General features: G+C 39.4%; 24 protein-coding genes. 10 read left to right on the top strand and 14 right to left on the bottom strand.

Translation table 11 applies throughout. The features are described 5' to 3' along the window. The first annotated feature begins 98 nt into the window (after window positions 1-98). From ACW6NC_RS02560 to pyk, 5 genes are all read left to right on the top strand, one after another. Window positions 99-335: an acyl carrier protein gene (locus ACW6NC_RS02560; protein WP_013069791.1), complete on the top strand. Its 237-nt coding sequence runs from the start codon at window positions 99-101 to the stop codon at window positions 333-335. Window positions 336-348: 13 nt separating this feature from the next. Further along, entirely contained in the window at window positions 349-1,602 is a 1,254-nt protein-coding gene (fabF, locus tag ACW6NC_RS02555) for a beta-ketoacyl-ACP synthase II (RefSeq protein WP_457863613.1), read from the top strand. A gap of 10 nt (window positions 1,603-1,612) precedes the next feature. Further along, window positions 1,613-2,344: a ribonuclease III gene (rnc, locus tag ACW6NC_RS02550; protein WP_457863612.1), complete on the top strand. Its 732-nt coding sequence runs from the start codon at window positions 1,613-1,615 to the stop codon at window positions 2,342-2,344. Between the two features lie 115 nt (window positions 2,345-2,459). After that, window positions 2,460-2,948: an IPExxxVDY family protein gene (locus tag ACW6NC_RS02545; RefSeq protein WP_457863611.1), complete on the top strand. Its 489-nt coding sequence runs from the start codon at window positions 2,460-2,462 to the stop codon at window positions 2,946-2,948. Further along, entirely contained in the window at window positions 2,948-4,378 is a 1,431-nt protein-coding gene (pyk, locus tag ACW6NC_RS02540; protein ID WP_457863610.1) for a pyruvate kinase, read from the top strand. The genes ACW6NC_RS02545 and pyk overlap by 1 nt, the downstream gene beginning before the upstream one ends. Window positions 4,379-4,433: 55 nt before the next feature. On the opposite strand, the gene dinB is transcribed toward pyk, so the two are convergent. Continuing rightward, window positions 4,434-5,519 carry a DNA polymerase IV gene (dinB, locus tag ACW6NC_RS02535; protein WP_457863609.1) on the bottom strand — a complete coding sequence of 362 codons (1,086 nt, stop codon included), beginning with the start codon at window positions 5,517-5,519 and terminating at the stop codon, window positions 4,434-4,436. 152 nt (window positions 5,520-5,671) lie between these two features. On the opposite strand from dinB, the gene ACW6NC_RS02530 reads away from it, so the two are divergent. The 3 genes from ACW6NC_RS02530 (at window position 5,672) to ACW6NC_RS02520 (ending at window position 7,288) form a co-directional block, all read left to right on the top strand. Continuing rightward, the gene (locus ACW6NC_RS02530; RefSeq protein WP_457863608.1) at window positions 5,672-6,337 is read left to right on the top strand and encodes an NAD-dependent epimerase/dehydratase family protein; all 666 of its coding nucleotides are present in this window, start codon (window positions 5,672-5,674) and stop codon (window positions 6,335-6,337) included. Further along, window positions 6,330-6,803, top strand: coding sequence for a CYTH domain-containing protein (locus ACW6NC_RS02525; RefSeq protein ID WP_457863607.1), 474 nt, complete (start codon window positions 6,330-6,332; stop codon window positions 6,801-6,803). The genes ACW6NC_RS02530 and ACW6NC_RS02525 overlap by 8 nt, the downstream gene beginning before the upstream one ends. Window positions 6,804-7,099: 296 nt before the next feature. Continuing rightward, entirely contained in the window at window positions 7,100-7,288 is a 189-nt protein-coding gene (locus tag ACW6NC_RS02520) for a hypothetical protein (RefSeq protein WP_457863606.1), read from the top strand. 5 nt (window positions 7,289-7,293) lie between these two features. On the opposite strand, the gene ACW6NC_RS02515 is transcribed toward ACW6NC_RS02520, so the two are convergent. The 8 genes from ACW6NC_RS02515 to ACW6NC_RS02480 all read right to left on the bottom strand — a co-directional run bounded on the left by ACW6NC_RS02515 (window position 7,294) and on the right by ACW6NC_RS02480 (window position 17,364). Beyond that, window positions 7,294-8,151 (bottom strand): phosphatase PAP2 family protein, encoded by an 858-nt coding sequence (locus ACW6NC_RS02515; protein ID WP_457863605.1) that lies wholly within the window; start codon window positions 8,149-8,151, stop codon window positions 7,294-7,296. Window positions 8,152-8,165: 14 nt separating this feature from the next. Beyond that, window positions 8,166-9,293, bottom strand: coding sequence for an adenylate/guanylate cyclase domain-containing protein (locus ACW6NC_RS02510; RefSeq protein WP_457863604.1), 1,128 nt, complete (start codon window positions 9,291-9,293; stop codon window positions 8,166-8,168). A gap of 192 nt (window positions 9,294-9,485) precedes the next feature. Beyond that, window positions 9,486-9,785, bottom strand: coding sequence for a thioredoxin (gene trxA, locus ACW6NC_RS02505; RefSeq protein WP_457863603.1), 300 nt, complete (start codon window positions 9,783-9,785; stop codon window positions 9,486-9,488). A gap of 125 nt (window positions 9,786-9,910) precedes the next feature. Further along, window positions 9,911-11,317 (bottom strand): efflux transporter outer membrane subunit, encoded by a 1,407-nt coding sequence (locus tag ACW6NC_RS02500; protein WP_457863602.1) that lies wholly within the window; start codon window positions 11,315-11,317, stop codon window positions 9,911-9,913. Further along, on the bottom strand, window positions 11,317-14,475 hold the full coding sequence (locus ACW6NC_RS02495) for an efflux RND transporter permease subunit (protein ID WP_457863601.1): 3,159 nt from the start codon (window positions 14,473-14,475) through the stop codon (window positions 11,317-11,319). The genes ACW6NC_RS02500 and ACW6NC_RS02495 overlap by 1 nt, the downstream gene beginning before the upstream one ends. 6 nt (window positions 14,476-14,481) lie before the next feature. Further along, a complete protein-coding gene (locus tag ACW6NC_RS02490; RefSeq protein WP_457863600.1) occupies window positions 14,482-15,600 on the bottom strand; it encodes an efflux RND transporter periplasmic adaptor subunit in 1,119 nt (372 codons plus the stop codon). A 14-nt stretch (window positions 15,601-15,614) separates the two neighbouring features. Beyond that, complete coding sequence (locus ACW6NC_RS02485; RefSeq protein ID WP_457863599.1) at window positions 15,615-16,121, bottom strand: GbsR/MarR family transcriptional regulator; 507 nt, start codon at window positions 16,119-16,121, stop codon at window positions 15,615-15,617. Between the two features lie 166 nt (window positions 16,122-16,287). Then, entirely contained in the window at window positions 16,288-17,364 is a 1,077-nt protein-coding gene (locus ACW6NC_RS02480) for an isoaspartyl peptidase/L-asparaginase family protein (RefSeq protein WP_457863598.1), read from the bottom strand. 177 nt (window positions 17,365-17,541) lie between these two features. On the opposite strand from ACW6NC_RS02480, the gene ACW6NC_RS02475 reads away from it, so the two are divergent. Together ACW6NC_RS02475 and amaB are read left to right on the top strand one after the other, a co-directional pair. After that, window positions 17,542-18,084, top strand: a complete 543-nt coding sequence (locus ACW6NC_RS02475; protein ID WP_457863597.1) for a 3-hydroxyanthranilate 3,4-dioxygenase — start codon at window positions 17,542-17,544, stop codon at window positions 18,082-18,084. A 62-nt stretch (window positions 18,085-18,146) separates the two neighbouring features. Continuing rightward, the gene (gene amaB, locus ACW6NC_RS02470; protein WP_457863596.1) at window positions 18,147-19,700 is read left to right on the top strand and encodes an L-piperidine-6-carboxylate dehydrogenase; all 1,554 of its coding nucleotides are present in this window, start codon (window positions 18,147-18,149) and stop codon (window positions 19,698-19,700) included. A 75-nt stretch (window positions 19,701-19,775) separates the two neighbouring features. On the opposite strand, the gene ACW6NC_RS02465 is transcribed toward amaB, so the two are convergent. From ACW6NC_RS02465 to ACW6NC_RS02445, 5 genes are all read right to left on the bottom strand, one after another. Further along, a complete protein-coding gene (locus ACW6NC_RS02465) occupies window positions 19,776-20,894 on the bottom strand; it encodes an alkene reductase (protein ID WP_457863595.1) in 1,119 nt (372 codons plus the stop codon). Window positions 20,895-21,050: 156 nt separating this feature from the next. After that, window positions 21,051-21,623, bottom strand: coding sequence for a Crp/Fnr family transcriptional regulator (locus ACW6NC_RS02460; RefSeq protein ID WP_457863594.1), 573 nt, complete (start codon window positions 21,621-21,623; stop codon window positions 21,051-21,053). 30 nt (window positions 21,624-21,653) lie between these two features. After that, window positions 21,654-22,595 carry an EamA family transporter gene (locus ACW6NC_RS02455; RefSeq protein WP_457863593.1) on the bottom strand — a complete coding sequence of 314 codons (942 nt, stop codon included), beginning with the start codon at window positions 22,593-22,595 and terminating at the stop codon, window positions 21,654-21,656. A 110-nt stretch (window positions 22,596-22,705) separates the two neighbouring features. After that, window positions 22,706-23,710 (bottom strand): acyl-ACP desaturase, encoded by a 1,005-nt coding sequence (locus tag ACW6NC_RS02450; protein ID WP_457863592.1) that lies wholly within the window; start codon window positions 23,708-23,710, stop codon window positions 22,706-22,708. A 163-nt stretch (window positions 23,711-23,873) separates the two neighbouring features. Continuing rightward, window positions 23,874-24,602, bottom strand: a complete 729-nt coding sequence (locus ACW6NC_RS02445) for a metallophosphoesterase family protein (RefSeq protein WP_457863591.1) — start codon at window positions 24,600-24,602, stop codon at window positions 23,874-23,876. Between the last annotated feature and the right edge of the window lies 1 nt (window position 24,603).

Below are 24,603 nucleotides of genomic sequence, written 5' to 3'. Positions count from 1 at the left end.
AAAAATATGTAAATTAGATTCACATTTTTAAAGTAAAAATCGGTTTTAAAATAAAGTTTTTTATTTTTGCCACCTAATCAAAATTAAAATAAAATATTATGTCAGACATTGCATCAAGAGTAAAAGCGATTATCGTTGACAAGTTAGGTGTTGACGAGAACGAAGTTGTAAACGAAGCCAGCTTCACCAACGACTTGGGTGCTGATTCATTGGACACTGTGGAATTGATCATGGAATTTGAGAAGGAATTCGATATCCAGATCCCTGATGACCAGGCTGAGAACATTGCCACAGTAGGTCAGGCAATTTCTTATATTGAAGACGCAAAAAAATAAACCAATAGACCATATGGAGTTAAAGCGAGTTGTAGTCACGGGCCTAGGAGCCCTAACCCCCATTGGTAACAATATTGAAGAATATTGGGATGGCTTGGTGAACGGAAAAAGCGGGAGTGCTCCCATAACCTACTTCGATACTGAAAAATTCAAAACCAAATTCGCTTGTGAACTCAAAAACTTTAATCCTCTGGATTACTTTGATAGAAAGGAAGTAAGACGGTTGGATAGGTTTGCCCAGTATGCCATTGTATCTTCTGACGAAGCTATAAAAGATTCCGGTATCGATCTCAATACTGTTGATAAGTATCGGGTCGGTGTGATATGGGGGGCCGGAATTGGCGGATTGGAAACATTTCAGGACGAAATGATTAATTTCGCCAAGGGAGATGGTTCTCCACGATTCAATCCTTTCTTTATTCCCAAGATGATTGCAGATATTGCCCCGGGTAATATTTCCATTCGTCATGGTTTCATGGGAGCAAATTATACTACTGTTTCTGCCTGTGCTTCCGCAGCAAATGCAATGATCGATGCTTTAAACAATATTCGTTTGGGCTATAGCGATATTATTGTTTCAGGAGGATCAGAAGCTGCGGTTACTATTGCCGGAATGGGAGGTTTTAATGCTATGCATGCCCTTTCTACCAGGAATGAGAGCCCGGAAACTGCTTCTAGACCATTTGATTCTACCCGGGACGGGTTTGTTCTGGGAGAAGGCTCTGGAGCCTTAATTTTGGAGGAATATGAACATGCAAAGGCACGTGGCGCGAAAATCTATGCCGAAGTAATAGGCGGTGGTCTTTCTTCAGATGCTTACCATATGACGGCACCACACCCCGAAGGAAATGGAGTGGTTGCGGTAATGGAAAACTGTTTGAGGAACGCTGGCTTAAATCCTGAAGACATAGATGCTATTAATACCCATGGTACCTCAACTCCTCTAGGGGATGTAGCCGAACTTAAAGCTATCGGAAAGGTTTTTGGCGAACATGCCAAAAACATCAATATTAATTCAACTAAATCAATGACTGGACATTTGTTAGGAGCCGCTGGAGCCGTCGAAGCTATCTCAGCAATCTTATCGATGAAAAACGGAATAGTGCCTCCAACAATTAACCATGAACATGCTGATGAAAACATTGATGCTGAATTAAATTTGACCCTTAATAAAGCCCAAAAGCGCGATGTTAACGTGGTGATGAGCAATACCTTCGGTTTTGGAGGTCATAATGCCTGTGTGATTTTTAAAAAACTGGATGAGTAACATTTTATAAATGAGCGTTATTCGAAACATATTAAATTCCCGATCTTCTAAAGACGGGAATTTTTTTATGGTGTTAACTCAAATTCTAGGTTTTAAGCCCAAAAACCTGGCGCATTATCGAAAAGCTTTCACCCATCGCTCACTAAATATCAAAGACGAAAAAGGGAATGCTATCAGTTTTGAAAGACTGGAGTTTTTGGGTGATGCAATGTTAAGTGCGGTTATCGCCTCACATCTATTTAAGGCTGTTCCTGGTGGTAATGAAGGCTATCTTACCAAAATGCGATCTAAAGTGGTGAGTCGAAAGCATCTCAATGAACTGGGAAGAGATCTGGATCTTATTAATTATGTGAAAACCAATATACCTGTAGATCAATTCGGCGTTAATATCCATGGAAATCTTTTTGAAGCCTTAATAGGAGCAATTTACCTTGATCGCGGGTATAAATACTGCAAGCGTTTTATTTATGAGCGGGTTATAGATCCATATGTGGATATTGAACAACTGGAGGGAAGAGTAATAAGTTATAAAAGTCTTCTAATCGAATGGTGCCAGAAAGAAAAGAAAGAATTTAATTATGAAATTTATGAAGATACCGGAAATGATGAGACCAAACATTTTGCTGTAAAACTCCGTATTGATGATAGGGTAGTTGCAAAGGCCCGGGCGACTTCAAAAAAGAAAGCAGAAGAGAAAGCTTCTAAGAGAGCATATTATGCACTTCAAAATATTATCTCATAATTTCAGAGAATTGTTCTAAGCTATAACGTTTTCGTAGAAAATTGTGAAATTTTTTCGCCGGTGAGCTTCATTTTTCTTATTCTTATTTTATCTTTATCCAGAAAGTAGAAGACTTATGCAGGCGCATAAAATGTTGTTGGATGAGGTAGAAGAGGACCTCTTTAAGCTCCTTGCTATTTATTGTTCCGTTGAGGATTTTAGAATGGCTTTTTTGCTTAATAAACATTTAAAACTTGGTTTACAGAGAGAAAGGGACGATGTAGATTTTATACATCAAAACATTCAGGCCTACTATGCAAGATTTACTTTTAAAGATCCTAAAAACTTTCACAGCTATAACCTGGTAGCCAACAAATTTAAAGGCGAGGCCACTAAAGTCCTGAATAAAGGGTCTTTATTTACGGAAGAGGAGGTGAGGCCGATGGAACTAAACCTTATTCCCGAATACAAAAAGGTAGATTTTTTTCTAAAAATAGAAGAAGATATGCCCGATCAACATTTAAACAAACTGGTTAATATAATAAGCCAGATTCCGCAGGTGATTGCAGTGCATAAAATTGATGTCGAGCAATTAAAATCGAAACAAAATTTAATTTTTGAGTAATGCCAACAAATAAGAAAACAAAGATCGTTGCTACCTTAGGGCCAGCAACAAGTTCTAAAGAAATACTAAATAAAATGCTCCAGGCTGGAGTAAACGTATTCCGAATCAATTTCTCTCACGCTGATTACAATGATGTCAAAGAGCGTATTGCTATGATTCGGGAGCTGAATAAGGAAAAAGGTTACAACGCCGCTATTCTTGCAGACTTACAGGGTCCTAAACTTAGGGTGGGGGTTATGAAAGATGAAGTGGTGGTTTCAGTTGGAGATCAGATCGTTTTTGCAACTGGTAAGGAGTTTAAAGGTACTGCACAACGTGTTTATATGAATTATGACACATTCCCTCGTGATGTCCAGGCAGGAGAACGTATTTTACTTGATGATGGGAAACTAATCTTTGAAGTTGTTTCAACCAACAAAAAAGATGAAGTGGTCACAAAGGTTATCCAGGGAGGACCTTTAAAATCCAAAAAAGGTGTAAACCTTCCTAATACCAATATATCCCTTCCGGCTTTAACCGAAAAAGATGTCGAAGACGCTAAATTTGCCTGTGAAATGCAGGTAGACTGGATGGCTCTTTCCTTTGTACGGCATGCTGAGGATTTGATAGAACTCCAGAACTTAATCAAAGAACACAGCCAATACAAGATCCCAATCGTTGCGAAGATCGAAAAACCTGAAGGGGTTGCGAACATCGAAAAGATTGTGGCATACTGCGATGGATTAATGGTGGCTAGGGGTGATTTGGGAGTAGAGATTCCGGCCCAGGAGGTTCCTCTTATTCAGAAAAAATTGGTCTTAACCGCTAAAAAAGCAAGAATCCCGGTAATTATTGCAACCCAGATGATGGAAACGATGATCACTAGTTTAACTCCAACTAGGGCAGAGGTGAATGATGTGGCGAACTCTGTTATGGATGGAGCAGATGCGGTTATGCTCAGTGGAGAGACTTCGGTCGGGCAATACCCTGTACAGGTAATCGAAAAAATGACTCAGATCCTAGAGAGTGTAGAGAATTCTCCGCTTATAAAAGTACCTCATGATCCACCTCACATTCGAACCAAACGCTATATTACTAAATCTGTGTGTTATCACGCTGCACATATGGCCAATGAGATCAAAGCAAAGGCTATTTGTACCCTGACCAATAGTGGGTATACTGCTTTTCAAATATCTTCCTGGAGACCGGAATCCCATATTCTTGTTTTTACTTCAAATACCAGAATTCTCGCTCAGTTAAGTTTGTTATGGGGGGTAAAAGCTTTTAACTATGAAAAGTTTGTTAGCACCGATGAGACTATTGATGATGTGAACAGAATCGCCAAAGAAAATGGTTTTGTGCAGCATGGGGACTTTACTATCAACCTTGCTGCAATGCCAATTTCGGACAAAGGGATGGTGAATACCCTCCGGGTTTCGGAAATAGAATAATTTTTGCTAAAAAGCCACAAATTCTGGAAAACAGAGAATTTGTGGCTTATAATATTTAAAACTCGAATTTTAATTGGACCTCTACCTCCTTTTTATCGAAGGGTTCTGTCCTTTTATCTGTATTTAAATTGGATAATGAAATTCCTAAAAGGCGAACTGAATTTTTCATTTTTTCCTGGTATAGTAATTCTTTTGCCATTTCCAGAATCAAGCTCTTTTCGGAGATAAAGTAAGAAATAGTTTTACTTCGTGTTTGCAGGCTGAAATCACTATATTTTATTTTTAAAGTCACTGTTTTACCAGCTACTTTGCTTTTTTTTAACCGGCGTTCTATTTCCTCTGCAATGTCTTCAAGCCTCTCCAGCATAAAAATTTCAGAAGAAATATTCTCTCTGAAGGTGCGTTCGGCGCCAAGTGATTTTCTAATCCTGTTCGGTTTAACCTCACTTAGATGAATACCGCGCACTACATTAAAGTAATGAGCTCCGCTTTTTCCGAACCTTTCCATCAGATATTTTAGGCTCTTTGTTTTTAAGTCCTTCCCGGTAAAAATGCCTAGTAGATACATTTTTTCAGCAGTCACTTTTCCCACTCCATGAAATTTTCGAATATCCAATGCTTCTAAAAATTCAGAGACCTCTTCCGGATTTACAGTTTTTTGTCCGTTTGGTTTATTAAAATCGCTGGCAATTTTCGCAATGAATTTGTTAATCGAAATCCCTGCTGACGCATTTAACCCGGTTTTTTCTTTGATTTTTTCCCGAATTTCTTTTGCAATCAGCGTAGCACTTGGATTACCCTTTTTATTCTCTGTAACGTCCAGGTAGGCTTCATCTAACGAAAGGGGTTCTACCAAATCCGTATACTCCATAAAAATGGCTCTTATGACTTGGGAGATTTCCTTATATCGGTCAAAGCGTGGTTTTATAAAAATTAAATGTGGACAGTTTCGTTTAGCCAAAACACTACTCATCGCACTTTTTACGCCATATTTCCGAGCTTCATAGCTTGCAGCAGCAACTACACCCCGCTTTGAACTACCTCCAACTGCTATGGCTTTTCCTTTTAAATCAGGGTTGTCCAGCTGCTCCACAGAGGCATAAAACGCATCCATATCTATATGGATTATCTTTCTTTGCATGTATTCCTTTTCCACGAAGTAAATTTAAGGAAACTTCGCTTTGCCAAGCCAGAGGTGAGATTAATATGATAAAATGAAAAGAGCTTAAACGCGAGATATTCAATTGAACAAAAAATATAAACGTATCTTTAAAAGACTTTAAAATTCAATAAATGTCGAAGACTGCAATCATATTAGGAGCTACGGGTCTTACCGGGGGTTATTTATTACAAAGATTAATTACGGACAAAAGCTATAACAAAATTATTCTTTTTTCCAGAAGCACAACACCTGTAAAAAGTTCAAAGATCGAGGAATATTTGATTGATATGTTTGAACTGGGCAAACACCGTGATAAGTTTAAGGCTGATGTGGTTTTTTGCTGTGTGGGCACCACAAAAAATAAAACCCCGAATAAAGAAGTTTATCATAAGGTTGATTACGGAATTCCAGTAACTGCCGCCAAACTTAGTGTAGAAAACAAAATTGAAAATTTTATGGTGATCTCAGCTCTGGGAGCAGATCCCAAAAGCAGATTCTTTTATAATCGTACTAAAGGGGAAATGGAGAATGCTGTACTGGTTCAGCAGATCAGGAATACCTATATTTTTCAGCCATCTTTAATCGGTGGAGAACGGGCAGAAAAACGTCCCCTAGAATTTATCTCAAAACAATTGATGAAAGCTGCTAATTTTGTTATGTTCGGACCTCTTAAAAAATATCAGAGCATACATCCGGATACTATAGCTAAAGCAATGCAGAGAGTTGCACAGGACGGCTATGGCAAAATTAGGATAGAGTCTGATGAGATAAAGGAAATAGCCAAAAACAATGATTGAAATTGAAAGAAAGTTCCTGGTGAGATCCGAGGAATATAAAAAAGAGGCTTTTAAAAAAATAAAAATCAAACAAGGTTTCTTAAGTACTGATCCCGATGCTACCGTAAGACTTAGGATCACAGATGAAACCGCATTTCTCACGATAAAGGGGAAAGCTGGTGAAAATGGTTTAAGCAGGTTTGAATGGGAGAAAGAGATCGATATAAATGAAGCTGAGGACCTTTTTAAACTTTGCAAACCTGGGGTAATTGATAAAACAAGATATCTAGTCAGAGTAGGTGAATTTATTTTTGAAGTGGATGAATTTCATGGAAATAACCAGGGTTTGATAGTGGCCGAAATTGAACTTGAAAATGAAAAGGATACTTTTTTAAAACCCATTTGGTTAGGGGAAGAAATCACCGGGGAAGTAAAGTATTACAATTCAGAGTTAAGTAAATATCCCTTTAAAAACTGGAAAAAATAGATGAAAAAAAGGCCATCCTGGTCTTTCCGTTTTTATTATTTTCTTGTGACCGAAATCCTGAGCCAAAACGGGACACCTCACAATCTCCTGTAATTAGGGGTGAATTTCAGGAAATCAATATAGACTCCACAGAAAATGATTTGACTAAAAAGGGTTATAAAACTTTTCAGTACAAAGAAGGAGACACCACTTATTTGATGCAGCAATATTATATGGTATTTCTAAAAAAAGGTGAAACTCAGGATTCCATTGAAACAGCCCGATAGAAAAAACGGCACCTAGCTCATCTTTCCAAATTGGCAGAAGAAGGCTTTATCAGTCTGGCTAGCCCCTTAGGCGAGGATGGAGCTATTCGAGGTATTGTCATATACAATACTCCTTCTCAAAAGTCAGCTGATAGTCTTGACAGGATGGATACTATGGTTAAAGCAGAAAGGTTAAAAGTTGAAGTCCACCCCTGGTGGGCGGCAAAAGGGGGAAGCTGAGGTAATTAAAAAGTTCCGGTGAGACCAACTCTTCCCAAACCAACATTAAATTCCCAGGTTATCCTGTTTTTTTCCTTGGAACTATAGAGACGTTCTTTATTTAAATAGTTATCAATGCTGTCTACCACTAAAACGCTAATTGCCAGACTTAATCCCACATCTGTGAGCCAGTGAGCCCCGGACCACAGCCTGGATACTGGAGCGATCATTCCCAGGCTATAAATTCCTGCTTTAACAAAGGGATTGTCAAATTGTTTCCCGATTGCATAAGCTGTTGTGAAAGAAAGGATGGTATGTCCTGATGGGAAGGAATGGTAGGCGCCGATACCTCGAAATGGGTCAAAACTACCTTTTCCTTCACCAGTTCCTGGTCTTGCACGTCCAACAGCAGTTTTGCTAATTGTTTGGATTAATCCTGCAGTAGAAGCCGCCGAAATAAGAAGCACTCCGGTCTTTCTCACCTTTTCATTTTTGGTAAAAAGTCCATAGAGATATACGGCTCCATTTATAGCATAGTTGTTTTGCGGGCTCCCATAATACCACCCAATATCCTTAATTAATTGTGGGATTTCATTATCCTGTTTAAGAAAATAATCGCTGGTTTCTTCATCAAAAATATATAGGGCAGCGGTTCCAGCAACAATTGCTCCCGCAGTAATAAAATCGTCTTTTTCCCATTGTAAAGGCCTGGAGTAAGTGTATTTCATTCCTCCAAAGGCACTAGCCCCATCGTACTTAAGGAGTTGCCATATACTTGGCAGACTATCAACATCCTTATTTATCTTGTCCTTCTGGGCACTGGAGGAAATCGATATAAAAAGTAGAACTATAAAGGGGAAATAAAATCTATTCAATGGAATCATTAATTGGTCTTTAGTTAAGCAGCAACAACCTTTCTTAATGTCTTGGTTATACTATATACCTCAACAGGGTTACTCCTTCCTTTTAAATATTGAGGGCCTAGGGAAGTTGAATAATACCTCTTCTCAATGTTGTTTAACTTGTATACAGCCTCAGAGATTATGAGGGATTGTGAATGAACTTTACATAAGCCTTCTAATCTAGCCGCAACATTAAGAGTGTCTCCGTGATAGGCAATATCCTTTTTAAGGCCTCCAACTTCTACTGCAGTAACTTTTCCAAGGTGTACCCCGGCTTTAAATACCGGTGCAATGCTATAATTGTTTTTATAATAGGCCTCTTTTTCCCTGAATAACTGTTCCACCCCATAGAAAAAATCAATGTATTCAAGATTTTTCGCCTTTTCTAAAGGCCAGCTAAGTACTACCTCATCTCCTACATATTGGTAAATTTCAGCCTGGTATTTCTTAACCATTTTATCAATATCCAGAAAACTTTCTTTAATTAATGCCGAGTATTTTATATGGCCTAGTTTTTCCGCAAGCTTGGTGGAACAACTCAAATCCAAAAACATGAAAATTCGTTCTTCTTCTCGTGGAAACTTATACTTTCCTGAAAAAAACGGAAGAAACATTTCCGGCCCAAACCTCTTGTTTAGTTGATTTACAAATCCAATTATAAGACTCATAAAACCGGTATGAATACTTAAAATTATAAAATAATGAATCCAATGCTCCTTGAGAAGCCTAAGACCAATTTCATTTAAATAAAAGTTTGTCCCAAGATTCAGTAAATATAACCTAACCACACTCATAGCTCCCATTAACACTATGGAGTAAAGGAAACTGGCAGATAAAAGATTCAGACCTAAAGAATAATTTTTGATTTTATCTTCTTCTAGAATGATATCAATTAAACCTAGTAAGGGACTCACCAGCAAAACCGATAAAAGAATTATAAATGGAAGTATCCTTGTGGAGATTTCCGGGTCGGTAAAAAAAGTTTCAAAAATTGAAACGGTATGTAGGTGTATGGTGAAAAACAAAAGGGAATAGGCTATTATCCAGAATGCCATTTGTTTCAGCGACTTTGTTAAAAGCTTACTTGGGTTAAATCCCGATATTTGAGCGTAATTTATCGTCATACTTCAATTTGTTTTATGCAATTGATTATCAGAATTATAGTAATTTAAATGCCATATGTCCTTATAATTAAACTTGCTGCAAAAATACTGCTGAAAGGCGCTTTATACAGTAACCTTTGTTACGGGGAGAGCATCTGAAAAATCAGGAAAGGTGATAAGAAAAACCCGGAACTGTGAATCCCGGGCTGTTGATTAAGAATGAGATTTAATCACTTCGGTAATTTGATGTTTTTGTAATACCCCGGACTGGCGCCAGAGCTGTTTCCCGTTTTTATAGAGTATCATTGTAGGGACTCCTCGAACCTGGTATTTAGCTGCGAGTTCCTGATTTCGATCAACATCAATTTTTACAATCTTTACCTGGTCTCCCATTTCAGCTTTCACATCTTTTAAAATCGGGCCCAACATTTTGCAGGGGCCACACCAGTCAGCAAAAAAATCTACTAAGACGGGTTTATCGTCATTTATAATATCATTGAAATTGCTTTTCATAATTCAGTTTTCTTATAAATTTAAGTAATTTTTAGCTTAGTCGGATGGCTAGCAAAAACTTAACTTCTATAAAAAACCAGCCCGGATTTTTCCGGGCAAGTTAACCAACAATAATCCAGGTTAAATTATTGCCAACCTCCGCCAAGGGCGCGATATAGATCCACCATGGCCTGTAATTTGCTAAATTCAGTACTGATTAGGTTGAGCTGTGAACTCAATGCATTTTCCCTTGCCGTTAAGACCTCCAAATAATTTGCCAATCCATTATTTAAAAGCTCTTCGGAATATTCTGAAGCATCGGCGTATGCCTTATATTGTTCCTTGAGCACCTTTATTTTCTCATTACTGGCCTCATAATTATATAAAGCATCTGAAACTTCTTTGCCTGCATTGAGAATAGCCTGTTTAAAATGTAATAAGGCATCTTCTTGTTGGGCCTGGGCCACCTCAAACTGTGTTCTGATTTTTCTTCCGTTTAGTACCGGTTGCATTAAGGAGCTGGCCAAATTTGCAAAAAGGGAATTTGCATTGAACAACTCGTCTAGTTCAAGACTTTGAAAACCACCTGCCGCGGAAAAACTTAGGGAAGGATAAAAATTGCTCCTTGCCACGTTAGTGAGCTCAAATGCATTGACCAAATTATACTCTGCTGTAAGAATGTCGGGCCGATTTCTGAGAAGTTGTGCCGGCACTCCTGTATTTAATTCCGTATTAATTTTTTGATTTTCAAGTCGTCCCCGCTCAATAGCTTGAGGTCCTTCTCCCAGTAAGATTGAAAAACTGTTTTCAAGTAACCTTATCTGGTTATTGATATCAATCAGGAGCGCCTGTGCTGTATGAAGCTGCGCTTGGGTTTGTTTCACTCCTACCGCTGTTAGATTTCCAGCTTCTTTTAAAGCTTTAGTAGTTTCCAGACTTCTTTCTCTGTTGACGATGGTTTCCAGGGTAATCTCCTTTTGTGCATCAAGACTCAATAGCCGATAGTAGGTAGAAGCGATATTAGCTATTAATCTTGTTTGTACTGCCTTATGTGCAGCTGAGCTTTGAAGATAAGAGGCCTGTAGCGCTCTTTCATTACTTCTTATTTTACCCCAGATATCGGCTTCCCAGGAAAGGTTTCCGGTGACATCATATTGTGTTATACTTCCATTAAAAAAGCTCCCAAACTGACTGTTTTTCGAAAGGATCTGGTGGTTAACATTCCCGCCAATATTCAGCGTTGGAAAGTGTCCTGCTCTTCCTTGTTTCACATATGCTTCCGCCATAAGCAATTGTTGGATAGCTCGCCTTATGTCAATATTATTTTCAAGACCCTCGGCAATATAATTTTTTAATTGAGGATCGGTGAATACTTCCTTCCAAGGGATTTCTGCCATATTAAGACTGTCCTTGGGAATGGCATTTCTTCTATAAAGATTTTCATCTAATTCTTGAATTTCAGGACGCTTATATTCTTTGGCCGCAAAACAGGAAACTAAAAGAAATGGTATAATCCCCGCTATTAAAAGGCTATATGTTCTAAGACTTTTCATTACTTATCTTTTTGCAATGAGTTATTGTTATTTTTTTCAACTGCCAGAGGTTCTCCGGTAAATTTTTCCTGAAGCCATTGGAACAAAATAAAAAGGATCGGGATGATAAATACTCCTAAAACGGTTCCTATTAACAAACCACCGACGGCTCCTGTTCCGATTGATCGGTTACCGGCAGCCCCGATTCCTCCAGCGAACACCAGGGGTAATAATCCTATAATAAAGGCAAAGGAGGTCATAAGAATGGGTCTTAGCCTTATTTTAGCCGCATCAAAAGCAGCCTCGGCAATTGGGACACCTGATCTTCGTCGTTGAATAGCAAACTCTACAATCAGGATAGCATTCTTGGCTAATAGGCCTAAAAGCATAATGAGGGCGATCTGAAAATAAATGTTATTTTCAAGCCCGGTAAGGTAAGTCGAAACATATGCGCCCATTACCCCAACAGGTAATGAAAAAAGTACTGTTAAGGGTAATAAATAACTTTCATACTGGGCTGCAAGAATGAAGTAAACAAATAAAATACTTAAAAGGAATATAAAAGTTGTTTGATTACCAGCCGAGATTTCTTCACGGGTCAGCCCAGAGAAGCCTATATCAAAATTAGCAGGAAGTGCGCCATTACCTACTTCCTCAATGGCGGCAATCGCATCTCCGGATGAATATCCCGGTGCTGCCGCACCATTAACACTAGCTGAATTAAATAGATTGAACCTGGTAACCGATTGGGGGCCATAGACTCTTTTGAGATTTACGAATTCGGTTATTGGCGCCATTTCCCCCTGATCATTTCGAACAAATAAGGAATTCAGGTCAGAAGCCTCTGCCCGATCCTCGGGAAGAGCCTGTACATAAACACGGTATTGTTTTCCGTAGCGCGAAAAATCTGCTGCGTAAACACTACCAATATAGCCCTGGAGGGTTGAAAAAATACTACTGATATTTACTCCAGCTTCTTTGGCCTTCGGCACATTCAATTCTATTTCATACTGCGGGTAATTAGTGTTAAAGGAAGAATTTGCATACAGTATTTCAGGACGCTGGGTGAGCTCCATTAAATAGTTTTTAGTAGCTTCATCCAACTCAGTAAAGGACCCTCCAGAACGGTCTAGAACCTGTAATTCAAATCCTGAAGATGCTCCGAACCCCGGAATGCTTGGAGGTGAAAAGAAAAGTATGTTAGCATCGCTTATTGCCGCCGCACGCTGAAAAAGCTGGGCAGTGATAGCTTCTATGGATTGATCATTGTCTTTTCGTTTATCCCATGGATCAAGTTTTATAAAACCAAGTCCAAAGTTACTTCCCGAACCACCAATTAGGCTAAAACCGTTAACAAGAGTGATTTCACTCACGCCCGGAATATCCTTGGCGAGCTCCCTGAGTTCCTGGGTTACCTCTACAGTTCTATCAAGGGAAGCACCAGGGGGAAGCTCGATATTGGTAAATACAATACCGCGGTCTTCATCAGGCACAAAACCTGTAGGCGTTGAAGAGGATGCCAGGAAAATTCCGATTATTGAAACTACCAGAATTGCTGCCGTAATCCACTTATATTTAAAAAGGAACCTTAAGGATCTTACATAGCGTTTTGTGGTTATTTCAAATCCGGTATTAAAAGCGGTAAAGAAACGATTTAGAAAACCGCCTTTCTTTTTCTTTTCGTGTTCAGGTTTTAAAAATATGGCACATAGGGCAGGGCTAAGAGTCAATGCATTTATTGCTGAAATGGCGATGGCCACCATGAGTGTCACTCCGAATTGCTCATAGAAAACCCCTGTAGGGCCTGTAATAAAGGTTACCGGAATAAAAACGGCACCCATAACCAGGGTAATAGAAATGATGGCACCAGCAATCTCGTCCATCGCTTTGTAGGTTGCCTGTTTTGCATTTTTTGCACCTTCTTCCAGTTTTGCATGAACCGCTTCTACCACAACAATCGCATCGTCTACCACAATTCCAATGGCGAGTACCAGGGCAAAAAGGGTGAGTAGGTTGATGGAATAACCAAATAATCCCAGAAAGAAAAATGTCCCTATTATGGATACTGGGACCGCAATAGCGGGAATAAGGGTTGAGCGGAAATCCTGGAGGAAGATGAAAACTACGAGAAATACAAGTAGAAAGGCCTCAAGCAAGGTAATTGCTACCTTATTAATGGAGGCATTGAGAAATTCGTTGGTATCAAAATTTACAAAATATGCCATGCCAGGTGGAAATTCCTTTTCCAATTCGTCCATTTTTTCATGGATATTTTCGATGATTTCCTGTGCATTAGAACCGGCCGTTTGATAAATTCCCATACTTACTCCTGGTTTCCCATTAGCATTGGCGATGGCATTATATCCCTGAGCATCCAATTCTACCTGGGCCACATCTTTTAGGCGAAGAAATCTTCCATTATCCAGAGCTTTTATGATGATCTCTTCATATTGCTCCGCCGTTTTGAAGCGCCCACCATATTTTATTACATATTCAAATGCTTGCGCACTGTTCTGACCTATAGCACCTGCCGCAGCTTCCAAACTCTGTTCATTGATTGCAGCTGTAACATCAGCGGGGATAAGGTTGTAAGCATTAAGTTTTTCCGGTTGCAGCCAGATACGCATTGCATAAGTTTTGGCGCCAAAAATATTCACGTTGCCCACTCCGTTGATCCGTTGTAATTCAGGGAGAACATTGATGTTTAGATAATTCTGAATGAAAGTAGCATCATAGTCCTCATTCTCAGAATTAACAGTGAGAAACATGAGGGCACTAGTTTGCTGTTTTTGGGTGATGACCCCGGATTGTGCAACCTCACGGGGCAATAACGGCGTTGCACGAGCCACCCTGTTTTGTACGTTTACCGCCGCGATATCGGGATTTACTCCCTCTTTGAAAAAAACATTGATCGTACCACTACCATTATTACTGGCAGTTGAGGTGATATAATCCATGTCTTCTACCCCGTTAATTTGTTCCTCTATAGGTACAATTACACTCTCGAGTACCGTTTCGGCATTTGCACCTGGATAATTAGCCCTGACTTGAACCGTGGCGGGTGCAATATCCGGATATTGGGTAACCGGTAGGGAATTAATGGCCAAAAACCCGAGAATCAGAATTATTATGGATATTACCGTAGATAAGACCGGTCTGTCTATAAATGTTCTTAACATGTTTTTTTATTTAAATACGGGTTCTAGGGTATTGGCTATACTGTCAAAGGGAACCGGTTGTGGTTGTATGGAGGTATTATTGCGAAGTTTTCCTACCCCTTTGGCTACGACTTTATCTCCCTTTTTAAGCCCGGAGGTAATAATGATCAGATTATTAATCCTGTCTTGAACTTCTATTAATGTTGAAATCGCTAAACTATCATTTTCCACCCTATAGGCATATACCTTGCCTTGTTGTTCAAATGTAGAGAGTTCGGGTATCACAGGAACATCTTCATAGGTCTTTGGGATTCTTATTTTACCACTACCTCCATTGGCAAGGATACCACTTGGATTAGGGAATTTCGCCCGGAAACTCACGGTACCGGTGGCCGGATCTATCTGCCCTGAAACAGTTTCAATAGTCCCGGTCTCTTCGTAGATTTCTCCATTAACAAGTTCTAGTTGTACCGGTGGAAAATTCTTTAATTTCTCTGTAGTATTTTCTCCAGGAGTATTTCTTAGAAAATCAATATATTCTCTTTCATTCATGGAGAAGAAGGTGAATACTTCTTCCGTATTAGAAACTCTGGTGAGTGGGTTAGGGTCGTTTGGACTTATTAGAGCGCCTTCCCGAAAGGCTATTGAGCCAATATAACCATCTACAGGACTTTTAATGTTCGCATAATCAATATTAGCCGCAATACTGTTGTAATTAGCTTTTGCCTGAGCCAGTCTTGCTTTAGCTGTTTCAAGTTGAACTGGACTTATTATGTTCTTTTCCACCAAAGGTTTTAATTTGTCTACTTCGACCTGTGCAGCATTTACATTGGCTCTGGCTGCAGTGGCTTCCTGGCTTAGAGATTCCGTTTCTAATTTGAAGAGAATTTGTCCTTTTCGAACTCTTTCACCCGCATCAACAAGTACATCGGTTATATAACCCGAAACCTTGGCTCTTACTGCACTGTTCACAGTTCCTTCTATACTTACCGGATAAGTGGTGTGTCCTGTAACGGTTCTTGTGGGTACCTCAATCACAGGAAAAGGCAATGCCCCTTGGGTTTGTTGTTGATTGTCTCCCCCTTGTTTACAGGAAGTTAAAATCAGGGTACTGATAATAAAACTGAAATTGAGTAATTTTTTCATTCGTCTAGTGATTGTTATTTTAATTTGTCTTGGGATCTGAGTCTCGATTTTAATTTTTCGAGGGCTTCAGTGGCTTCATCGAAAAAGGATAAAAGGCTCTGTTGAAATTCAAGATCGAAATTTGGACCGCCTGAACTCTTATTTAATTCGTTGGATAAGCGTTTGAACTCCAAAATTTCTTGATGAACCGATCTTTGGGCTTCCCATTTGGTTGTGAGCTCATCGATATAATTCTTCATAAGTGAAGGATTCACGATAAAATAACGTTTACGATCCCCCGGTTTTGTATAATATTCAATTCGGTTACTCACCTGCAAATTTTCAAGATGGGAAGAAACAGTGCTCTTTCCTGCCTGAAGAACACGTACGAGCTGATCAAAGGTGATTCCCTGTTTTCCACTCATTATAACGGTTGCAAAAATCCTAGCCGAAACCGGAGCCAACTGGTGTTCTTTTTCCAATTGTACCCCCAGTTTTTCCACTAGACGATCTTTCATTTTATTTAACTGCGCTTTGTTCATCGAATGATTTTGAAGCTGCAATAATACGATTAGTTCGGTTTTTTCCGAACTAATCGAAACTTAAAATGATGTTAAAGTTAAAAATGGTAGGGACAGCAAATAAAAAACCTCATTTGTATATTGGCAAATGAGGTTTCAGTAATTATTGTTTCTCATTCAAAGTAATCTACTCCTCTCCATAAATCCCAATTTCCAGGTCACCATTTTTGTTCATGTGTGCTCTATACATACCAGCGGTGTTGAATTCCATAGCTATATTCCCTTGAAAATCTATAGCGATAATCCCACCATTTCCTCCCAGATCCGGGATTTTATTCTGGATCACCTGGTGGGCTGCATCTTCCAGGCTTAGTCTTTTGTATTCCATCAATGCTGAGATATCATGAGCAACAACTCCCCGAATAAAGTATTCTCCCCAACCTGTAGCTGAAACGGCACAGGTTTTATTATTGGCATAAGTACCCGCTCCAATTATAGGTGCATCTCCGATTCGTCCCCATTTTTTGTTAGTCATCCCTCCTGTTGAGGTCCCGGCAGCTAGATTTCCCTCTTTATCTAATGCTACACAACCTACTGTGCCATATTTTGAATTCTTGATAAATGGGTCTACAAAGGCGGCACTTTGGTCGTGATCTAGAGCCGTTTCTTTTGAATTCCTTTCCTTTAAACGCTGAAGGCTTCTAAATCGGTTTTCTGTGTAAAAGTATTCCGGATCAACGATTTCTATCCCTCGTTCTTCAGCAAAAAGCTCGGCGCCCTCCCCAGCCATCATCACGTGTTCTGAGTTTTCCATCACCTCCCATGCCAGGTTAATCGGATTTTTAACGGTGGTCACACCAGCCACGGCACCGGCATTAAGCGTTTTACCGTCCATTATTGATGCATCAAGTTCGTTAGTTTCGGCATTGGTGAAAACAGCTCCTTTTCCGGCATTGAAAAGCGGAGAATCCTCCATAACATTTATAGTGCGTTGCACGGCTTCCATTGCCGTGCCCCCATCTGCAAGGATCTTATGCCCCACCCTGATGGCCTCTTCCAATTTGTCTTTGTATGCTTTTTCCAACGAATCAGTCATATTTTCCTTAACGATGGTTCCGGCGCCACCATGAATTACGATTCCGAAATTATCGGCCGTGTCAGTGGAAAGTTCTTCTTCGGAAACTTCCTCTGGTAATGCTTTTTCTTCTGAAGAATTACAAGCAAAAACCAGGGATAAACTGAGTAATAGAAATATTTTTTTCATTGTAGTTGGTTATTTTATTCCGAAGATAAGAAATTTTAGTCCTATCCACCACTCAAGTTAAACGGGAGGCATTTAGAATTCATTCGAAAAGAAGAAAGGCGAGGACTTGAAAAAAGGAAATAATCGGCAGGATGTGTGAGGGAGATTGCTTAATTTTAAAATTGCAAAAACTTAATTATGGCTGTAAATAAACCTTTTAATCTTAATAAATGGATCGATCAGAACCGGGAAAGCCTGAAGCCGCCGGTAGGTAATCGAAACTTATACCGCGAATCTGAAGATTATATCGTAATGGTGGTGGCCGGACCCAATGCTCGAAAAGACTATCACTATAACGAAACTGAAGAGTTGTTTTATCAGTTGGAAGGGGAGATAGAGGTACATATCCAGGAAGACGGTAAAAAGAAAACCATGAAACTAGGACCGGGAGACATGTATCTTCATCCTGGGAAAATTCCTCACTCTCCCGAAAGAAAGGAAGACAGCATAGGACTTGTGGTGGAGCGAAAAAGAACTGATCCTGATGCAAAAGATGGTTTACTCTGGTTTTGTGATAACTGTAATAATAAATTATATGAAGTTTATTTTCATCTTAATGATATCGAAACCGATTTTTTAAAGCATTTTAAGCATTTCTATAAAAGCAAGGAATTAAGGACTTGTGATAAATGTGGAGAGGAAATGCCAGTAGACAAGCGTTTCATCACTGATGAGGATTAGCGTTATATTTTTATTATTTTCGCAAGGAACACACAAAAGAACAGAATAAAAATTAAGGATTAATGAGTGAAATAGCAGAAAAATTTGGGATTAAACAAGCCCTGAAAGATTTAGGATTAAATGAAGTTAACAACGGAACTTCCACAGGGACTGATTTTTTTAGTAACGGTGATATTATAGAATCCTATTCTCCTGTAGATGGAGCGCTTATTGGAAAAGTTAAAGCTACCACTAAAGAAGATTATGAAAAAGTAATCGACACCGCTAGTAAAGGCTTTAAGCAATGGAGAATATGGCCTGCACCGCAACGTGGAGAAGTGGTAAGACAATTCAATGATGAACTTAGACGTCTCAAAGAGCCCCTCGGAAAGCTGGTTTCCTATGAAATGGGAAAATCATACCAGGAGGGATTGGGGGAAGTACAGGAAATGATTGATATTTGCGATTTTGCAGTAGGGCTTTCCCGTCAGCTACATGGACTTACCATGCATTCTGAGCGACCAGGACACAGAATGTATGAACAATACCATCCTCTTGGGGTGGTTGGGATCATATCAGCCTTTAACTTTCCGGTGGCCGTATGGTCCTGGAATACTGCTTTAGCCTGGGTTTGTGGCGATGCATGTATCTGGAAGGGATCGGAGAAAACTCCGCTTACTTCTGTAGCCTGCCAGAACATCGCAGCCAGAGTTTTTGAAGAAAACAATGTACCTTCGGGAATATCGTCTCTTATCACTGGTGATTACCGTGTAGGTGAGATGATGACAAATGATAAGCGAGTGCCGTTAATATCGGCAACCGGTTCGATAAGAATGGGTAAAATTGTGGCCCAGGCAGTTGCTGCAAGATTAGGAAAATCCCTTCTTGAATTAGGTGGGAATAATGCGATTATCGTTACTCCTGATGCTGATATTAAGAACACCGTTATCGGTGCAGTATTTGGAGCGGTTGGAACTTGTGGACAGCGTTGTACTTCCACTCGAAGACTTATTATTCACGAATCTATATATGATAAAGTAAAGGATGCCATTGTAACCGCCTATAAGCAACTTCGTATTGGAAACCCCTTGGATGAGAACAACCATGTAGGGCCACTTATCGATAAGGATGCGGTAAAAAACTATCAGCATGCCCTTGAAAAAGTTGTAGCAGAAGGTGGAAAAATACTTGTTGAAGGCGGAGTGCTGGAAGGCCAAGGCTACGAGAGTGGCTGCTATGTAAAACCCGCAATTGCTGAAGCCGAGAATCATTTTGAGATCGTACAACACGAGACTTTTGCACCTGTACTTTACATCATGAAATATTCAGGGGATGTGATGAATGCTTTGGAGCTTCAAAACAGGGTAGTACAAGGACTTTCTTCAGCTATAATGACTAATAACCTAAGAGAAGCTGAAAGATTTCTATCCGTAGAAGGTTCAGATTGTGGAATTGCCAATGTGAATATTGGAACGTCAGGGGCTGAAATTGGTGGAGCTTTTGGTGGAGAAAAAGAGACCGGTGGAGGTCGTGAAAGCGGTTCAGATGCCTGGAAAATATATATGAGGAGACAAACCAATACCATCAATTATACCACTGAGTTACCATTGGCACAAGGTATCAAGTTTGATCTTTAAGTTTCTGACTCAGACTCTTTAAAAAACTAAAAATCCCGCAGTTCGCGGGATTTTTAGTTTCATAATGATTAAAGTTTATTGCAATACTTCCGCTCTTTCGGTTTTTGCTTCATAGTCTAGGTAACCATCTTTTCCGGGAGTATAAAAAGTATCCTGATCGTATTGGCTTAAAGGCACATTCTGCTCAAAGCGTTCTACTAGATCTGGATTTGAAATAAAGGGTTTTCCGAATGCTACAAGATCAGCATTTCCTTCTTCAATAACTCTATTTCCACTTTCCTGGTCGAAACCTGCGTTGATGATAATCGTGCCTTTATACATTGGACGGTAGCGTTTTGCTATTTCTGTTTCAGCATACGGAATTTCGGAAACGTCATTAAACGGTTCAGATAAATGCAGGTAGGCTAGATCGTAATCATTCAGCCTTTTGATGATATAATCAAAAGTTGGAATGGTTTCCTCATCCATAGTCATCCCGAAAATTCCGTTCAGGGAAGGATTTAAACGTAGGCCTATCTTATTTTCCGGCATAACTTCTTTGATCGCATCAATTACTTCAAATAGAATTTTAGCTCTGTTCTCGATGCTGCCACCATATTCATCGGTACGATAGTTTGAGGTTCCATTAAAAAACTGGTGTAGTAAATATCCGTTTGAGGAATGTATTTCAATGCCATCGAAACCGGCTTCCATCGCATTTTTCGCTGCATTTTTATAATCCTGAATAGTTTCCTTGATCTCTTCGATACTCATTTCCTTTGGAGTCACGGTATCTTTGAAACCTTCCGGAGTAAAAGATTTTGCATGGGGATTTATGGCTGAAGGTGCTAAAGGCAATTCCCCGTTATGGAAATCGGGGTGAGACATTCTCCCCACGTGCCATAGCTGAAGAAAAATACGGCCACTGGCCTCGTGGACCTTTTGAGTTACTTCCTTCCAGCCTTCAACCTGTTCTTTGGAATAAATACCGGGTGTATTTACGTAACCTACTGCTTGTTTTGAGATCTGGGAACCTTCAGCAATGATGAGTCCGGCGCTGGCTCTTTGTTTATAATATTCCCCCTGAAGTTCACCTGTTGGTTTATTTTCAGGATTATCGGCCCGGCTCCTGGTCATAGGTGCCATCACCACACGGTTTGGCATTTCAAGGCCATTGAGATTATAAGATTCTAATAAAGCTTGTTTGTTGCTCATTATGTTATGTTTTATTTTATTTTTTTTAAAAAGTCTTCGGAAAAAAGCTCCGAAGAAGGAATGAAATTGTGTTGCTCAAATTCTGTAACAAATTTAGATTCTTTATTCCTCCAAAAAGTTGAGGTATGTTAATAAAGCAGGTTAAAAATTGTTAAGCTATTGTAATTCTTTGCGAATTCGGCTCAGACTCTCGGGTTTAAGTCCAAGGTAATTCGCGATGTGATAATTGGGAACTCTTTTTTCGATTTGAGGATAGGTTTCACAGAATTCCAAATAGCGTTCCTTTCCGGTTTTTTGAAGTGAGGAAAGAATGCGGGTTCTCAAGGCTACGAAAGCATTGGTTATTTTTAATCTGAAGAAACGTTCAAATTTCGGAATGCGCTGGTAAAGCAATTCCAGTGAATCTTTATCTATTTCCAGTAATACCGAATTTTCAATAGCTTCAACATAAAGTTCGGCGGGAGAATTATTAAAGAAAGCTTCAAAATCACTTATCCACCAGTCTTCAATTGCAAACTGGATGATATGATCTTCCCCGGCCTGATCACGATAATAAGCTTTTAGGCAGCCCTTCACCACATAATATTCTGAATCGACTTTATCGCCGGGTTTTATAAGAAGCTCTTTTTTTGAAATTTTCTTTTCTGAAAGTATCCCGGTGAATTCCTCTTTTTCAGAAGAGCTTAAGGAAATGACTTTAGAAATATGATCAAGAATCTGGTTGTACATTCAGAAGAAATTAGAGCAACAATTTAAAACTTATTGGTTCAATTTTTTTCCTAAACGTGGTGAAAATCGGGTAAACATCACCAGTTTCTTCTTCGTATTTATGAAATATACTCCCGTAAGCAGAACTATAGCTGCAACAACAGACTGCGTGGTAATTTGTTCATCAAGGAAGTACCAACCAAGAAATAGGGCAATTATAGGATTGACATAGGTTGAGGTCGCCACTTTTTCAGGAGAAACCACTTTCAGTAAATAATTAAAGGCGGTAAAGGCCACAATGCTTCCGAAAATAATCAGTAGAAACATTGAATACCGGGTTGGATCACTCCAGGCAGTGGGCAAAGTCCATCGCTCTCTGAAGATCAGGCTTCCCACAAGAAGAATGGCACCTCCGGTGATCATTTGATAAGCGGTATTAACGAAATGATTGGTCGGTAAATTAGCGGCGCCTACAAAAAGACTTCCATATGCCCAACTAAGTAAGCAAAGGAATATCATTCCGACTCCCAACCAGGAATTTTCCTGAGTGTTGATTTGGTTTTGACTAACCAGTAGGAAAATACCTATAAATCCCAGAAATACCCCGAGCATAGACATGGGTAAGATCTTTTTTCCCTGAAAGATCTTCATCATCATTAGCACCACCAGAGGTTGAGCTGAAATTTCCAAGGCGGCAAATCCACTATCCACATATTTAAGTGCCCAAACAACCACCCCGTTTCCTAAGGCTAAAAATAAGAAACCAGCAACCACAGTATTTATCAATTGCCTACGAGTTATGACCAAACTTATTTTTAGGATTTTACAGAGGAGAAAAATGAGTAGACCTGCAGTAATAAACCTAATAGAAGCTAACATCAGAGGAGGTAGTTCGCTAACAGCTATCTTGTTTAAAAGATAGGTTGAGCCCCAAATGAAGTATATGGAAAAGAAAGCCAGAATTACCAGCAGCGGATGGGAAGAATTATTCATTAGATATTGCTAATCATCTGCAATATTAGGAATAAACTTTCTCAAATTCCTCAAATATAAAGCCGCCTTAAAATAATAAAGCGGCTTTATATCGAATATATCCAGTACTATTAGAGGGTTCCGTTAGGTTCTACCCATTTAAATTTATGCTGATCCTGAGGAATTGCTATCCTTTCTGCAATTCTAGTCATTCTATCTGGTAATTTCATAAGGTAGTCCCGGGCTTTTTGAGCCTCGTCGGTAAGTCCCCGCATCTTATCAATTTCCCAGTAATTATTAAGCGTCTTCAGAATGTTAATATAATCTTCTGTGGTATACACACCAAGTCTCTGAGCCGCATTGGAAAAGTTTTCAAATGCTGAGGCGATATCATCTCCGCTCTCACGGATAAACTGGGCAGGCATAACAATCTTTTTCTTCATCATATCATGGAAAGCCAACATCATTTCGCTGGGGTCGTGTTCGAAAATTGTTTTTACAAATTCACGATAGGCCATATAATGTCTCATCTCATCTCCGGCAATAATGTTGCACATTTTTGCTAACATCTTATTGCCTTTTTTCTTAGCAAGCTGTCCAACCCGTTTATGAGAAATATTGGTGGCCAGTTCCTGGAAACTTGTATAAACAAAGTTTCGGTAAGGGTCACGACCGGTCCCAATATCAAAGCCATCATTGATAAGGTATTGGGTGGTTTTTTCAATTTCCTTCATATTCACTCTTCCTGAAAGGTAGAGATATTTGTTTAAGGTGTCTCCGTGTCGATTTTCCTCTCCTGTCCAGTGACGGACCCATTTAGCCCAGCTATTGGCCTCTCCCCGGGTTTTTCCATGTTGCTCTACGCCTTCCATATCCATTAACCAGGACTCATAGGTCGGTAGCGCTTCTTCAGTGACCATATCGGCTACTAAAACCACCCAGAAATCATATCCGAGCTCTTTAGCCTCTTCACGAATCTGGTCTATATCTTCGGCATAATTTTCTTTTTGCAAATTTGGCAGCAGGTCGGTAGGTTGCCAAATATCTTCCACTGGAATGAGATATTGATCTATAAAACCATCAACTTTCTTTTCAATGGTTTGCATTACTTCTAATCTAACGTTACTAAGGGCCATTACTAAATAATTTTCACAAACATCATAACAATGTTCTTGGTTAAAATACTATCAACAAGAATTGTGCAGAACTCTATTTTTTATCAATAGCCAACAAATAAAAGCTAAAATCCTTGAATTACAAATATATAATTCAAAGATGTCGATTTGTAATAAGAAAGTCTTAATTTCTGCCGTTTTCCTCGGGATATAACTCAAAAACGGGATCGCTTTGCCATATTTCTTTGGTATTTACTTCAATTGCAGAAATAGGGCCGTTAAAGGCAGCGCCGGTATCAATATTCCATACGTTTGCCCTGTGAACTGGAGTAGTTTCTCCAATGCGGGTAACCGGGGTGTGGCCAATAAAAATTTCTTTGAAAAGCTGGAGTCGTTTTGGGTAATATCTATCCTTGGGTTTTAAGTTTTTATCCAGAGAAAGAACGGTTTCCCAAAGGGTCCGATCCCAATAGAAACCCGATTCATGGTATTCGGTCTCAGGACCATGCTGATTAGTAAATCCAGCATGTACAAATAGCCGGTTTTGTTTATCGATATAATAATTTAGCATCTGCTCATAAAATGCTATATGCTGGGTTTTTTCCTCTTTTGAAAAATTTCTGTAGGCATCAATACTTGTCTGGCCACCGTGTTGTAGCCATTGTTCTTTTAATTCCCCGGTCTTTAACCAACGATAGGTGAGGTCATCGTGATTTCCGCGAATAAAGATACATGTGTTTTGTTGTGCTAGTTTAATGAGGTATGAAACAACATTAGCCGAATCACTCCATCCGTCAACATAATCGCCCAAAAAAATAAGCTCATCATCTGGGGTGATATCCACACGTTCAAGCAACTGAATCAAGCCTCTTAATCCTCCATGGATATCTCCAATGGCAATACTTCTGCCCATA

The organism is Salegentibacter profundi (assembly GCF_054121475.1).
The sequence above is the reverse complement of the archived record's forward strand: the minus strand, read 5'-3'. Positions and strand labels throughout refer to the sequence as shown.

What these genes read in the sequence shown, in the direction of transcription:
- ACW6NC_RS02560 (WP_013069791.1), top strand. Translation starts at nt 99, where the DNA reads ATGTCAGACATTGCATCAAGAGTAAAAGCGATTATCGTTGACAAGTTA.
- fabF (WP_457863613.1), top strand. Translation starts at nt 349, where the DNA reads ATGGAGTTAAAGCGAGTTGTAGTCACGGGCCTAGGAGCCCTAACCCCC.
- rnc (WP_457863612.1), top strand. Translation starts at nt 1,613, where the DNA reads ATGAGCGTTATTCGAAACATATTAAATTCCCGATCTTCTAAAGACGGG.
- ACW6NC_RS02545 (WP_457863611.1), top strand. Translation starts at nt 2,460, where the DNA reads ATGCAGGCGCATAAAATGTTGTTGGATGAGGTAGAAGAGGACCTCTTT.
- pyk (WP_457863610.1), top strand. Translation starts at nt 2,948, where the DNA reads ATGCCAACAAATAAGAAAACAAAGATCGTTGCTACCTTAGGGCCAGCA.
- dinB (WP_457863609.1), bottom strand. Translation starts at nt 5,519, where the DNA reads ATGCAAAGAAAGATAATCCATATAGATATGGATGCGTTTTATGCCTCT.
- ACW6NC_RS02530 (WP_457863608.1), top strand. Translation starts at nt 5,672, where the DNA reads ATGTCGAAGACTGCAATCATATTAGGAGCTACGGGTCTTACCGGGGGT.
- ACW6NC_RS02525 (WP_457863607.1), top strand. Translation starts at nt 6,330, where the DNA reads ATGATTGAAATTGAAAGAAAGTTCCTGGTGAGATCCGAGGAATATAAA.
- ACW6NC_RS02515 (WP_457863605.1), bottom strand. Translation starts at nt 8,151, where the DNA reads ATGATTCCATTGAATAGATTTTATTTCCCCTTTATAGTTCTACTTTTT.
- ACW6NC_RS02510 (WP_457863604.1), bottom strand. Translation starts at nt 9,293, where the DNA reads ATGACGATAAATTACGCTCAAATATCGGGATTTAACCCAAGTAAGCTT.
- trxA (WP_457863603.1), bottom strand. Translation starts at nt 9,785, where the DNA reads ATGAAAAGCAATTTCAATGATATTATAAATGACGATAAACCCGTCTTA.
- ACW6NC_RS02500 (WP_457863602.1), bottom strand. Translation starts at nt 11,317, where the DNA reads ATGAAAAGTCTTAGAACATATAGCCTTTTAATAGCGGGGATTATACCA.
- ACW6NC_RS02495 (WP_457863601.1), bottom strand. Translation starts at nt 14,475, where the DNA reads ATGTTAAGAACATTTATAGACAGACCGGTCTTATCTACGGTAATATCC.
- ACW6NC_RS02490 (WP_457863600.1), bottom strand. Translation starts at nt 15,600, where the DNA reads ATGAAAAAATTACTCAATTTCAGTTTTATTATCAGTACCCTGATTTTA.
- ACW6NC_RS02485 (WP_457863599.1), bottom strand. Translation starts at nt 16,121, where the DNA reads ATGAACAAAGCGCAGTTAAATAAAATGAAAGATCGTCTAGTGGAAAAA.
- ACW6NC_RS02480 (WP_457863598.1), bottom strand. Translation starts at nt 17,364, where the DNA reads ATGAAAAAAATATTTCTATTACTCAGTTTATCCCTGGTTTTTGCTTGT.
- ACW6NC_RS02475 (WP_457863597.1), top strand. Translation starts at nt 17,542, where the DNA reads ATGGCTGTAAATAAACCTTTTAATCTTAATAAATGGATCGATCAGAAC.
- amaB (WP_457863596.1), top strand. Translation starts at nt 18,147, where the DNA reads ATGAGTGAAATAGCAGAAAAATTTGGGATTAAACAAGCCCTGAAAGAT.
- ACW6NC_RS02465 (WP_457863595.1), bottom strand. Translation starts at nt 20,894, where the DNA reads ATGAGCAACAAACAAGCTTTATTAGAATCTTATAATCTCAATGGCCTT.
- ACW6NC_RS02460 (WP_457863594.1), bottom strand. Translation starts at nt 21,623, where the DNA reads ATGTACAACCAGATTCTTGATCATATTTCTAAAGTCATTTCCTTAAGC.
- ACW6NC_RS02455 (WP_457863593.1), bottom strand. Translation starts at nt 22,595, where the DNA reads ATGAATAATTCTTCCCATCCGCTGCTGGTAATTCTGGCTTTCTTTTCC.
- ACW6NC_RS02450 (WP_457863592.1), bottom strand. Translation starts at nt 23,710, where the DNA reads ATGGCCCTTAGTAACGTTAGATTAGAAGTAATGCAAACCATTGAAAAG.
- ACW6NC_RS02445 (WP_457863591.1), bottom strand. Translation starts at nt 24,602, where the DNA reads ATGGGCAGAAGTATTGCCATTGGAGATATCCATGGAGGATTAAGAGGC.